Below are 12634 nucleotides of genomic sequence, written 5' to 3'. Positions count from 1 at the left end.
GGCATAAAAAAAGACACCATCATTCCAGGTGCCTTTTAATTAGTTATTGCCGTTATCGTTGTTATTTACAACTTGACGACCCTTGTAATAACCCTTTGGTGAAACACGGTGGCTTAAGCGGTATTCACCAGTAGTTGCATCATAGTGCATTGCTGGAACACTCAACTTAATATGACCACGACGTGAACGTTTCTTTTGTTTAGAAGTATGTCTTGCAGGAACTGCCATTTAATTGATCTCCTTTATTGTAGTCTTAAGCTTCAGGATTAATTAACCCTGAATTACTCACGTGATTCAATCATACTATTCAATTAAGAATAAATCAAGATCTATTCTTGGTTCTTCTTGTTTTTATTTAAAATTGAACCGAAATATTGCTTATCTTTCTCTTTTTTATCACGGCCGAAAAACCAAGCAATAATCATCCCAATAATTACCATCACTACCAAAATAACGATTAATGGCAATCTAACTTTAAAAAAGCCAAAATTAATTGCTACTGGTGCGGTATTTAGAACGACGAAAATTACCGCAATTAAAGCGATAATTGAGCCTATAATTAGATTCTTCTCTTTTTCCATTTCCAATTACTTTCTAGAAGCAAATTTTAAAGAAAGCTTATCACCAAGTGCTGGGAATAAGTTGTAAAGTTTTGCCAATACAGCCAAGCTTAATGGCAAATTAAGTTCACGCTTATCGCTGCCAAAGAAATGGACAACTTGCCAAGCTACATCATCTGGATCAAGCATAAACTCTTGTACATTTTCCACATAGTTGCCTGTCTTATCAGCAATGTTAAAGAAGTTAGTGTAAACAGGACCTGGGTTAACTGTCATCACTTTAACACCGAATGGCTTAAGTTCTAGACGCAGTACATTTGAGAATTGAATAACTGCAGCCTTAGAAGCGCTGTAAGCAGCTGACTTAGTAGTTGGAACTTTACCAGTAATTGAACCGAAGTTAATGATTTGACCGGTCTCTTGTTCCATCATGACGCGACCGACCAATCTAGTGAAGTACATCAAACCTAAAACATTTACTTGGAATATGTTGGTTACATCTTGCATCTTTTGTTCCATAAATTCTTCGAACTTACCAAAGCCTGCACAGTTAACTAAGAAATCAATATGCTTAACTTGCTTGGTGATTTCATCAAAAGCCTTTTCAATATCATCAGGCTTGCCCATATCTGTTGGGAAAACGTAAGCTTCTGCACCAGATAATTCTCTAGCTTCTGCCGCAATTTCGTCCAGACGTTCTTTTCTTCTAGCAATCAAAATGACGGTAGCACCGCGGCCAGCACTTTCAAGAACAATTGAACGACCAATACCGCTTGAAGCACCAGTAACAATAACAACTTTATTTCTTAATGAATCTTTCATTCTTCTGAACCTTTCATTGGAATATTAACTTGATCAAAATCATTAACTAATATTGTATTCGGGAAAACCTTCTTAGCTTGACTCTCAAGTTTTTTGGCCTTGCTACCCATATAACGAGCAGAAATATGACTCAAGCATAGCTTCTTAACATTTTCCTCTTTAGCAATTTTAGCTGCTTGAACAGAAGTTGAATGGTAATAACTATGAGCCAGCTTAGCTTCATTCCCGGCAAAAGTTGACTCATGAACTAAAACATCAGCATCCTTTGCCAAACGAGCAATACTTGGTGTAGACCGAGTATCGTAAATAATGGTGACAATTCTACCTGGCTTTTCAGCACCTAAAAAGTCCTTGCCATTTAGCACCGTTCCATCAGCTAAAGTAACTTGCTCACCTCGTTTTAATTTACCCAGAAGTGGGCCGTTAGGAATATTATACTTTGCTAGTTTATCAATTAAAAGTTCACCAGGGTGAGAATCTTCCACTACTCTAAATCCAAAACTAGGTATTCTGTGATCTAATCGATCAGTATAAACACGAAATCCCTTATCCTGACAAATTAAACCTGGTTTAGATAATTCCACAAATTTAATTGGATACGATACTTTAGTTCTTGATACTTTCAATGAAATTTTAACAAATTGTTCAATACCAGCAGGACCATAAATAGTTAATGGACCTACATCCCCTTGAAACGATCGAGTTGAAAGAAGTCCTGGTAAGCCAAAAATATGATCACCATGATTATGCGAAATAAAAATTTTCGTAACTTTTCTTAATCTAATATTTGTTCTCAAAATTTGATGTTGAGTAGCCTCCCCAACATCAAATAGCCAAATTTCATTTAATTCATCTAATAACTTAAGCGCGACACTTGAAACATTACGCTGTTTAGACGGCTGTCCTGCTCCAGTGCCCAAAAATTGTAATTCCATGAAAATCCTATTCTAAACTTAAAACTTTGAATGCTTAATAATTGTCTTAGTGATAAAGGTACTGTAATATTTAGAACCCTTAATATTCGGATGAGTATGGTCATCATAAAACCATTTAGGATGATTCTTTGAATATGAATACCAGTCAATGACTATAAGATTATGATATCGTTTTGCACCTTGTTTTAGCAAATCATTTACTGGTCTTTGCCAATCACGAGTTGGTACATGAACATTGATCCAAAATACTTTTCGTTTAGGTCCAACTTCCTGCATAATCCTATTTAAATCATCCATTGAAAATGGGCCATTCGTACCTAAGCCAATCAGCACGTTGTCGGCTAAGACACCCTGTCTCTTATAACTATCTAACAAACCAAAGGCCACATTTAATTGACGAGATACTGCGGCGTCAATCAAAGCTTTAGGCATTAGCTGCTTAAGATCATTGCTTGATCCTGCCATGACGGAATCCCCGATCGCAGTTACCTGAATTTTTTGTGCTAATTCCAAATCAAGTTGAGAAATATCATATTTAACATATGATTGATTAACTGGATTACTTTTTGCTTTCTCAGCCGCTTCTTTTATAATTTTTGATTCATTTTCTTTTTGTTTTTTCTGCTTTTTCTGCTTTTTTAACTTTTCAATTAATTTAGCATTATCTGACTTTTGTTTTTTAGCGTTACGATTTATTCTTTGCGCTAACTGACTTTTGTTAAAATCTTCTGCTTTAACATGAAGAGAAATCGCAATAGCAATGCTGCCAAATATTATCACAAATGCGGCCAATACGGCTTGACCTTTCTTCACATAATTTCTAGCTTGCATATCGAAAACATGAGCAAAATATTGTTTGGTCTTCTTCCAAGTAATCTTACTCATTGGCCGCTCGATTAAACGGTATGTTATTTCACTAATAGTTAAAATTAAAATCAATTCAATGATTCGATACATGACGGGATGATCGCCCAGGTTATTAATTTTAGATTCAAAGAAAATCATTACTGGGAATTGATAAAGATAAATGCCATAACTTCTTGAACCGATCCAATCAAAAAGCTTATTAGTCATAATTTGATTCCAATGACTACTTGGATGTGCAATTACTCCAGCAAAAATGCACACAATCAATGAAAATAGCAGCATCCCACCACAATATGCAAATGCTTGTTGTGGATTCATCGCCTTAGCAAAATACATTACCAAAAGCAAAATAAAGGAAACAAGACCTACTAAGTCTAATATGATTCTATCTTGCTTTGGCACTTCTGGATTTAACACCTCTACCGGCCAAATAACAGCTAAAGCGGCTCCCAATCCTAATGAGAAAAATCGAGTATCTGTTCCGTAATAAATTCGATTAATGTCAGTTTTAGTTAAATATAATATTGCCATTTCTAATGCTGACAAAAAAGATAGCGCTAATAAGAAGTAAAAAATTCGTTTCTTCTTTTTAACTAATTTGACTAACAAAAAGATGACTAACGGCCATATTATATAAAATTGTCCTTCGATGGACATCGTCCACAAGTTCGTAAACGGCGATTCATTATTGGCAAAACGTTCAAAATAGCTTTGACCATTATTTATTTGCCAAAAATTAAAGACATTTAGCAAATTAGCAAAAACAATTTGATTTAGTTTAGCTAATAAATTCCTTTGAAAAAGAAAAATATATGTTGCGCTTATCCATAATACTGCAATTAATTGCGGATAAAGTCTCTTAATTCTATTCAAATAAAAATGGCGATTGTTATAAGAACCAGTTTGATCATATGAATTAAGCATATGATCGGTCACTAAATAGCCTGACAAAACGAAAAAAATCGGCACTCCTAGATACCCGCCGATAAAAGAATTAGGATCAAAGTGATAAAGTATTACCCCTATAACTGCTAATGTTCTAAGTCCAGAATATCCTGTAATAAACCGATTTCTTCTCATATTCATTTCTACCCTTATTGCACGAATTCAAAGACAAATTTGCCGATAGCGACATCGTCACCATTAACTGCTCCCTTTTCACGCAATGCATCATCAACGCCTAATCTCTTAAGACGTCTTGCTAAGCGCATAATTCCGTCTTGGTGATCCAAGTTAGTCATTTGAACTAATCTTTCTAACTGTTCGCCCTTAACAACAAATTCGTGTTCTCCAACTTTTTCAATAGTAAATTCATTCTTTTGTGGTGCCTGATACTTGTATTCCTTGGTCTTTTGTACAACCTTAGGCTCTTCTTCTGCACGCTCTTTTTCTACTTCTTCAACAAGCGTTGCAGTATCATTCATAAGCTTATTGACACCTTTATGAGTTACACTGGAAATTTCATAAACAGGTTCATTGTTTTCCTCTTCTTTTAACGCCTTCTTAAATGCGGCAAGCTTTTCTTCCGCACCAGGAATATCCATTTGAGAGGCAACAATTAGTTCTCGTTTTTTGGATAAATCTGTTTCGTAATTTTTCAGCTCGTTTTTGATGGTGTGATAGTCTTCAATTGCTTCACGACCATTATTAGGGTCCATTGACACTAAGTGCAAAATTACCTTAGTTCTTTCAACGTGACGCAAAAATTGAATACCAAGTCCTACGCCTTGGCTAGCTCCTTCAATTAAACCTGGCAAATCGGCCATTGAAAAGTCACGACCATCTGGTAGAATTACCATTCCCAAGTTAGGAGTTAAAGTAGTAAATTGGTAGGCTGCAATCTTTGGCTTAGCCTTAGTGGTTACTGACAATAAAGTAGATTTACCCACTGATGGGAATCCTACTAAACCAACATCAGCCAAGAGCTTTAACTCAAGACGTAAAACTCTGTCTTCACCAGGTTCACCATTTTCTGCAATTTCAGGAGCGGTATTTACACTCGTAGCAAAGTGAATATTACCACGGCCACCGCGGCCGCCTTTTGCTACTACTAACTCTTGGCCCTTTTCAACTAGGTCGCCAATTAATTCACCAGTATTAAAATCATAAACGGTTGTCCCCACAGGTACCTTCAAGTAGAGGTCCTTAGCTGCACGACCATATTGGGATTTTATTCGACCATTTTCACCACTATCGGCTTTAAACTTGCGTCGGTAACGGAAATCCATTAAAGTACGCAAACCACTATCTGCAACAAAAATAATGCTGCCGCCGCGGCCGCCATCACCGCCTGCTGGTCCGCCATTTGGAACATATTTTTCATGGCGGAAAGCCACCATGCCATCGCCGCCTTTTCCGGCTTGGACTTCAATTTTAGTCTGATCAACAAATGTAGGCATGTTTATCTCTTCCTTCCGTCTCAATCTAACTTTTATACTATACCACACAAATACGCTCAACAGCGCGAATTCTGGGTTTTACAACATTAATTTTACAGTTTGTGCTTGGGGTAATGTCAACCCTGCTGCACGCAAATCATCCACTGATGCTTCTTTAATTTTCTTCAAGGAACCAAACTTGCGCAATAACTTATTCCGGCTCTTGGGTCCAATTCCCTTAATTGAATCTAACCGGCTAGATAAAGCATTTTTAGCATGTCTTCTACGGTGAAAAGTGATGGCAAAACGGTGAACTTCATCCTGAATTCGAGTCATTAAATAAAAGCCTTCAGATTTTGGATTCAACGGTATTAGTTTTAATGGCACGCCGTTAATCGGATCACCAAACAGCAAATGGTTAGTCCGGTGTTTGTCATCCTTTACCATACCCGCTACCGGAATATTTAAATTAAGCTCATTACGCAAAACATCCTCACAAGCATCAACCTGAATTTGACCACCGTCCATCAAAATCAAATCTGGCATCTTCTTATGTTCGCGCAATAAACGACCATATCGACGGCGAACAACTTCACGGGTATTGCGAACTTCATCGCCTCCGTTTTGATGTTCAACTTCGCCTTTTAACTTATATTTACGGTAAGCCGTTTTATCAGGTTCTCCATCTTTGAATACTACTAAAGCAGAAACTGGATCTGCTCCTTGAATGTGCGAGTGGTCAAAACTTTCAATAATGTGGCCATATGGCAAGCCTAGTGCATCGAAGATTTCTTTTTGGGCACCTTTGGTCTTACGGTTGCCTAGTTCTAATAATCTAAACTTATCGTCTAACTTCAACTTAGCATTGTCTTTAGCCATATCAAGCAAGGACTTCTTTTGACCACGCTGAGGAGTTCTAACCGGTACTGTTAAAACCTCTGCTAAAGTAGCATTATCAAATCCTGCTGGAATCAATACTTCTTTAGGAAGAACACGGTTTTTTTGACCATAAAATTGCACAATAAAAGAAGTAAAGGCGTCTTCTGGATCAGTGGTGTCAGTCAATGGAAACATGCGCGTCTCACGCCGCAATAATTTGGCCTGACGCAAGAAGAAAATCTGAATAGAAATCCATGATTTATCAACATAATAGTTAAAAATATCACGTTGAGTATTATCATTAGAAATAATTTTCTGCTTTTCAACAGTTTCTTCAATATATTTTAACTGATCACGTATCTCCGCAGCTCTTTCAAATTCAAGCTGTTCAGAAGCCTGCTCCATTTTTTGAGTTAAATCTTGCTTAACTGCACCGATATCTCCATTCAAAAAACGTTTGATCTTTTTAATCTGCTCATCGTACTCCTTTTGAGGAACCTTTTTAAAGCAAGCACCTAAGCATTGCCCCATATGATAATAAAGACATGGGCGTCCTTGATAACCATGACAGCGTCTTAATGGAAAAACTTTTTGAATAAACTTCAAGGTAGCCTGTGCAGCATAGACATTGGGATAAGGCCCAAAATAGTAGCCACCATCTTTACGTACAATACTTGTTAAACGTGTCTGAGGATCATGTTCCCGTGTAATTTCAATATACGGATAGCCTGTCCCTTGCTTTAATTGCACATTGTAATATGGTTGGTATTTCTTGATTAAAGTAATTTCTAATAAAAAGGCTTCTTTGTCTGTAGAAACAGTAATGATGTCATAATCTCTAATTTCACGAACAAGTTCTGCCCTTCGTCCTACTTGTTTGCTTTTAAAATAAGAACGTACTCTATTTTTTAGATTTTTAGATTTGCCAACATAAATAACCGTACCATTAATATCTTTCATCAAATAACAGCCCGGTTTCTCTGGCAAAAGTTTTAATTTATTTTCAATTAATTGTGTTGCCATTATTCTCATCCTAACAAAAATTCGTATGTAATAGTGTACCACAGCTTTTTTAAGAAGATATTAACTTTGCTCACAAGCCATAGCTATTTATATCAAAATTTGCTAAATTAAATGTACATTGATATAGAAATATAAAGGATACATGATGACTAATTTTGTTTTTGACTTAATCAACCAATTTGGCTACATGGCCATCAGTTTTCTAATTGCTATCGAAAACGTTTTTCCGCCAATTCCTTCCGAAGTAATTCTTTCTTTCGCTGGCTTTGCTACACACCACTCACAAATGACAGTTGTGGGAACAATTATTGCCTCTACTATTGGTGCAGTACTTGGAGCCTTAATTTTATACGGTGTTGGTTGGTTCCTAAATGAAGAACGTTTAGAACGCATCATAGATCACAAAGCGTTCAAAATGCTTGGCTTTAAAAGAGGAGATGTACAAAAGGCCATTAATTGGTTTGATAAGTATGGCACAGGCGCTATTTTCTACGGACGCTGCATCCCTGTCGTACGAAGCTTAATCTCTATTCCAGCAGGAACCGCAAAAGTAAAAATGTCTAAGTTCTTAATTTACACTACCTTAGGAAGCTTAGTCTGGAATACAATTTTAGTAGCTTTAGGTTCATACATGGGAGAAAAATGGCAAGTTATTGTTACTATCTTTGAAGAATACTCTTTAATCATTGCCGGCTTAAGTGTGGTCACAATGATCTGCTTTTCATTCAAGTGGTACAAACAAAAAATTAAGAATTAACACAAAAAGTCCTATTTATTGCAAAATAGGGCTTTTTATTCTTCAAAAAATTAAAAATATAATGTAAAATTAATCTAACTTTATTTTAAGGGATGATGTAATGAGATTTAATATTTTAAGAAAACAAAGCATTCAAAATTATCTGGGTAAAGATATTAAATTTGCCAAGACAATGAATGCAGTAGACTTAATGTCCCTCGGGGTAGGTGCTGTAATTGGTACTGGGATTTTCATCTTACCAGGAACAGTAGCCGCTACCCTAGCCGGGCCAGGTGTAAGTTTATCATTCGTAGTAGCTGCTATAGTTTGTGCGCTTGCAGGGATGTGTTACGCCGAATTTGCTTCAGCTATTCCAGTTGCTGGTAGTGCCTATTCATACGGGAATATTGTGTACGGTGAATTTGCCGGCTGGATTATCGGTTGGGCTTTAATTCTTGAATACATGCTCTCTGTAGCTACAGTAGCCGCTGGTTGGTCCTCTTATTTCAGCTCTTTTATTAGTCCATTCGGCCTCAAAATTCCCCATGCCGTTTCAGGGCCAATGGATCTAAGTCATGGTGTTTATTTTGACCTAGTGTCCGTTTTAATCATTCTCTTGATCAGTATTTTGCTTTCTCGAGGAATGAAAAATTCAATTAAGATCAATATCGTAGCAGTATTTATCAAAATTGCTATTATCTTAATTTTCATCTTTGCCGGCTTACACTTTATTAAACCAGCAAATTATCATCCATTTTTGCCATATCATTTTTCAGGCGTAATCAAGGGAGCAACCACGGTTTTCTTTGCCTTTCTTGGATTCGATGTAGTTTCTTCTTCCGCTGCCGAAGTTAAAAATCCTAAGAAAAACATGCCACTAGGAATTATTGGTACTTTAGCAATTGCAGCTCTGCTATACTTTGGCGTATCAATTGTCTTAACAGGAATGGTTAACTATACCAAATTAAACGTTTCTAACCCTGTTGCTTTTGCTTTACAATACGTTCACCAAAATTGGGTGGCAGAATTGCTGTCATTTGGGGCAATGCTCGGAATGGCTACTATGATGTTGACTATGATTTATTCAAGTTCTCGTTTAATTTATGCCATGGCTAGAGATGGCCTGCTTCCAACTACTTTCAGCAAGTTAGACAAAAAACACAATTCTCCTCAAAACGCATTAGTAGTAGTAACTATTATTATTGCTCTTGGTGCAGCATTCTTCTCAGTAGATCAATTAGCTAACTTGGTTAACTTCGGTACTCTTTTTGCCTTTACGTTAGTATCTTTCGGTATTTTAAAACTAAGAAAAAGAACAGATATTACCAACGATGGCTTCAAAGTTCCAGGTTATCCATACTTACCTATTATTTCTGGTTTAATCTGTATCTTTATGATTTGTCATTTAAGTTCTGAAGTATATCTAATGGCTGTCATTTGGCTAGTAACTGGAACTGTTATTTACTTTGTCTACGGCTACCATCACAGCCAACTCGATCATGACTAACATACCCAAAATTATGTAAAATAAAAACAGCAATTTCAAAATTGCTGTTTTTTTATATTGTCTCTAATTAATTTGATTGATGGCTTTGCCATCCTTAAAGAAGGATAAAACATTATTGGCTGCTTCTTTAGATAAATTAAATCTAGCAACATGAGTAGCTGAACCAACATGTGGAGTCATAATTACATTGTCCATCTCCACTAATTCTTGTCTAGGATGTGGCTCATTTTCAAAGACATCTAATGCTGCACCAGCAATTTCATCATTCTTTAAAGCAGAAATCAAAGCGTCACTATCAACTAAAGAACCGCGAGCTACATTGATTAAAAATGCAGTGTCCTTCATTTGTTTAAACACATCGGCATTAATAATGTGGTAAGTTTCATCGGTTGCAGGAGCATGTAAACTTAAGAAATCAGCATTCTTAATTAATTCATCAAAGTCAACATACTTAGCATCAAGTTCCGCTTCAATTTTTTCATCAAGTTGATGACGATTATGATAGATAACCTTCATCCCCAATGCCTTAGCAAAACGAGCAACTTGCTGACCGATTCTACCCATGCCTAAAATTCCCAAGGTTTTGCCTTCGATTGAATAGCCTTGATTATCATATTCATCAGCATTTAAAAATACGCCTTCACATAAAGTATGATCATAGTAACGAATTCGACGTGCAGAAGCTAAAATCATTGTTAGAGCTAATTCAGCAGTTGGACGCAGAACACTTTCAGGACAATTTGAAACTACAATTTCCTTTTCCTTTGCATATTCCGTATCTACATGATCAAAGCCAACACCATATGTTGAAATTATTTTTAAATTCTTGGCTGCGTCGATCATTTGCTTATCAAAAATCATCTTAGCAACAATTACACCATCATATTCGGCGATATGATCTAAAACCCATTGGCGATCATCATCTGGACGATGACATACAGGTCCAATAGTTATATCACATACTTCTTTTAAGTATTCTTTTCTTAAGTCAAGATACTACTAATTTGTTTAAATTAACATCTATTTTGCAAATTTATTAATTGCAAGAGCTACGCCATCATGATCACAATCAGCGGTTACGGCATCGGCATGCTCTTTAGTATAATCAACTGCATTGCCCATTGCCACTCCGACACCAGCATATTCTAGCATGGGTGCATCATTTGCCTGATCACCTAAAGCCATAACATTTTTGGGAGCGATTTTCAAATAATCGCACAGTCTTCTTAGTCCAGTCCCCTTATCAACTCCGGCTGCAGTCGCTTCATAATAAAATGGCTCAGTTTTAGAAAAAACTACCCGATCCTTCATCTTTTGAAATAATGGACTCGTAATTTTACTATCTAAGTAATCTGGATCATCAATATACATACATTTAATAATTGGAATGTGGCGCATCTCTTCTTGAGTTCGATAAGACACTTCTAATTTAACTACACGCGAATTATAAATTGTATAATGTCCTAAATCTCGATTAGCTGTGTAAATTCGATCTAGGCTTACGCTGTGAAAATGCAAGTTCAATTTACGTGCAATTGCTTCAAGATCAATATAATCATCATATTTCAAGCCTTGTTTGAAAATAACCTGACCATTGGTTGATTCAACTACTGCCCCATTAAAACTGACCACATACTCATTATCTTGCTTATTTAAGCCTAGTTCATCTAAATACCGCTGTGCACCAGATAGAGGACGACCTGTACAAATAACTATTTGTTTACCTTTATCTCTAGCAACCAAAACGGCTTCTTTAACTGCTGGCGTTATTTCTTTTTTAGAATTAACTAAGGTCCCATCAATATCGATTGCTATTAATTTTATTTCGCTCATTTTTCTTTCTTAAAATAAATAAGTATCGTTTATCGCGATACTTATTAAACAGCTACATTTTGGTCATTCTCCTTGAACTTGACCAATTTTTTCATATCCTCATCACTAATTTGAAAATTGATATTCAAATTTTCTTTCATTTCCGCAACATTATCGCTCTTTGGCAATACAATGCATCCAAGCTGTAAATCAAAGGCTAACATTAATTGAGCCGGACTTACATTATATTTCTTTGCATATTTATTTATTTTCGGATCTTTAAGTAATCGTCCATGTGCTAATGGTGAATAAGCTTCAATTTTAATATCCAAATCATTGCAATATTTCATCAAATCCATTGGTACCTTATTAATATGGACCTCAATTTGATTAACTACAGGCTTTATCGTGCCATTATTGACAATGTTTGCCACGTCTTCTTGCAAAAAATTAGATATGCCAATTGATCTAACCTTACCTGCTTTTACAGCTTCCTCCATTGCACGCCAATTTTCTAGATTTCCTTCAAAATGGCGGTCGTTGGTTCGATTTACTTCAATCCAAGGTTTTGCGGTGAATGAATAAGCAATAAATCAATATACTTCAAGCCAAAACGGTCTAAGGCTTCGTCTATCGCTTCCTTAGTACCTTCATAGTCTTTAACCGCAGTTGGCAACTTAGTTGTTAAAAATATATCACTACGTTCAATATCGGAGTTCCAAATACCTTTACCGACTCCCCTTTCATTGCCGTAGTCCTTGGCAGTATCAAAGGCACGGTAGCCAACATCAATTGCCTGGCGTACTGTTTTTCTAACATCATCATTATTGATTAACCAAGTTCCCAATTGAATTTGAGAAATTTCTACTCCGTTATTAAGCGTCAAAGTCTTTCCAAATTTCACACTTTCACACCTCTATACCTTTGTTTTAGATGTCTCTACTTTTCAAAAATCAATCCATGAATAGCTTTTTACTTCCATGCTATATTTAGCATACATCAAAGTATAATCAAATCCTATACATATATTTATTTTTTCGTATGGGTTTCAACATCTTTTGAAACTGTCAAATCTTTTGTGTAAATAGATCTTTCTCGTAAATTGATTTTTTAAT

The 12634-nt window shown here is 36.1% G+C and carries 10 protein-coding genes and 2 pseudogenes; 2 read left to right on the top strand and 10 right to left on the bottom strand.

Annotated elements, in window-relative coordinates; translation table 11 throughout:
- Positions 1-39: 39 nt before the first annotated feature.
- The 7 genes from rpmF to uvrC form a co-directional block, all read right to left on the bottom strand.
- Complete coding sequence (gene rpmF, locus CP357_RS00425; RefSeq protein WP_003547064.1) at positions 40-228, bottom strand: 50S ribosomal protein L32; 189 nt, start codon at positions 226-228, stop codon at positions 40-42.
- Between the two features lie 101 nt (positions 229-329).
- Positions 330-581 carry a lipopolysaccharide assembly protein LapA domain-containing protein gene (locus tag CP357_RS00420; RefSeq protein WP_025005826.1) on the bottom strand — a complete coding sequence of 84 codons (252 nt, stop codon included), beginning with the start codon at positions 579-581 and terminating at the stop codon, positions 330-332.
- 6 nt (positions 582-587) lie between these two features.
- Positions 588-1382, bottom strand: coding sequence for an SDR family oxidoreductase (locus CP357_RS00415; protein ID WP_025005825.1), 795 nt, complete (start codon positions 1380-1382; stop codon positions 588-590).
- Positions 1379-2317: a ribonuclease Z gene (gene rnz / locus CP357_RS00410; protein ID WP_025005824.1), complete on the bottom strand. Its 939-nt coding sequence runs from the start codon at positions 2315-2317 to the stop codon at positions 1379-1381. The genes CP357_RS00415 and rnz overlap by 4 nt, the downstream gene beginning before the upstream one ends.
- A gap of 18 nt (positions 2318-2335) precedes the next feature.
- Positions 2336-4264 carry an acyltransferase family protein gene (locus CP357_RS00405; RefSeq protein ID WP_098036304.1) on the bottom strand — a complete coding sequence of 643 codons (1929 nt, stop codon included), beginning with the start codon at positions 4262-4264 and terminating at the stop codon, positions 2336-2338.
- 14 nt (positions 4265-4278) lie between these two features.
- Complete coding sequence (obgE, locus tag CP357_RS00400; RefSeq protein ID WP_025005822.1) at positions 4279-5583, bottom strand: GTPase ObgE; 1305 nt, start codon at positions 5581-5583, stop codon at positions 4279-4281.
- 78 nt (positions 5584-5661) lie between these two features.
- On the bottom strand, positions 5662-7464 hold the full coding sequence (uvrC, locus tag CP357_RS00395) for an excinuclease ABC subunit UvrC (RefSeq protein WP_025005821.1): 1803 nt from the start codon (positions 7462-7464) through the stop codon (positions 5662-5664).
- Between the two features lie 145 nt (positions 7465-7609).
- On the opposite strand from uvrC, the gene CP357_RS00390 reads away from it, so the two are divergent.
- Both CP357_RS00390 and CP357_RS00385 read left to right on the top strand, forming a co-directional pair.
- On the top strand, positions 7610-8221 hold the full coding sequence (locus CP357_RS00390; protein WP_025005820.1) for a DedA family protein: 612 nt from the start codon (positions 7610-7612) through the stop codon (positions 8219-8221).
- Positions 8222-8321: 100 nt separating this feature from the next.
- On the top strand, positions 8322-9707 hold the full coding sequence (locus tag CP357_RS00385) for an APC family permease (protein ID WP_098036269.1): 1386 nt from the start codon (positions 8322-8324) through the stop codon (positions 9705-9707).
- Positions 9708-9770: 63 nt separating this feature from the next.
- Here the strand turns inward: CP357_RS00385 and CP357_RS00380 are convergent.
- The 3 genes and pseudogenes from CP357_RS00380 to CP357_RS00370 form a co-directional block, all read right to left on the bottom strand.
- Positions 9771-10661 (bottom strand): annotated as a pseudogene (locus tag CP357_RS00380) (NAD(P)-dependent oxidoreductase); the annotation flags it as partial.
- A gap of 66 nt (positions 10662-10727) precedes the next feature.
- On the bottom strand, positions 10728-11540 hold the full coding sequence (gene yidA / locus CP357_RS00375) for a sugar-phosphatase (RefSeq protein ID WP_098036267.1): 813 nt from the start codon (positions 11538-11540) through the stop codon (positions 10728-10730).
- Positions 11541-11584: 44 nt separating this feature from the next.
- Positions 11585-12423 (bottom strand): annotated as a pseudogene (locus CP357_RS00370) (aldo/keto reductase family protein).
- Positions 12424-12634 lie beyond the last annotated feature (211 nt).

Origin of the sequence: Lactobacillus sp. UMNPBX6 (assembly GCF_002553975.1) — a bacterium.
In the GTDB taxonomy this organism is placed as follows: domain Bacteria; phylum Bacillota; class Bacilli; order Lactobacillales; family Lactobacillaceae; genus Lactobacillus; species Lactobacillus gallinarum.
The sequence above is the reverse complement of the archived record's forward strand: the minus strand, read 5'-3'. Positions and strand labels throughout refer to the sequence as shown.

What these genes read in the sequence shown, in the direction of transcription:
- rpmF (WP_003547064.1), bottom strand. Translation starts at nt 228, where the DNA reads ATGGCAGTTCCTGCAAGACATACTTCTAAACAAAAGAAACGTTCACGT.
- CP357_RS00420 (WP_025005826.1), bottom strand. Translation starts at nt 581, where the DNA reads ATGGAAAAAGAGAAGAATCTAATTATAGGCTCAATTATCGCTTTAATT.
- CP357_RS00415 (WP_025005825.1), bottom strand. Translation starts at nt 1,382, where the DNA reads ATGAAAGATTCATTAAGAAATAAAGTTGTTATTGTTACTGGTGCTTCA.
- rnz (WP_025005824.1), bottom strand. Translation starts at nt 2,317, where the DNA reads ATGGAATTACAATTTTTGGGCACTGGAGCAGGACAGCCGTCTAAACAG.
- CP357_RS00405 (WP_098036304.1), bottom strand. Translation starts at nt 4,264, where the DNA reads ATGAGAAGAAATCGGTTTATTACAGGATATTCTGGACTTAGAACATTA.
- obgE (WP_025005822.1), bottom strand. Translation starts at nt 5,583, where the DNA reads ATGCCTACATTTGTTGATCAGACTAAAATTGAAGTCCAAGCCGGAAAA.
- uvrC (WP_025005821.1), bottom strand. Translation starts at nt 7,464, where the DNA reads ATGGCAACACAATTAATTGAAAATAAATTAAAACTTTTGCCAGAGAAA.
- CP357_RS00390 (WP_025005820.1), top strand. Translation starts at nt 7,610, where the DNA reads ATGACTAATTTTGTTTTTGACTTAATCAACCAATTTGGCTACATGGCC.
- CP357_RS00385 (WP_098036269.1), top strand. Translation starts at nt 8,322, where the DNA reads ATGAGATTTAATATTTTAAGAAAACAAAGCATTCAAAATTATCTGGGT.
- yidA (WP_098036267.1), bottom strand. Translation starts at nt 11,540, where the DNA reads ATGAGCGAAATAAAATTAATAGCAATCGATATTGATGGGACCTTAGTT.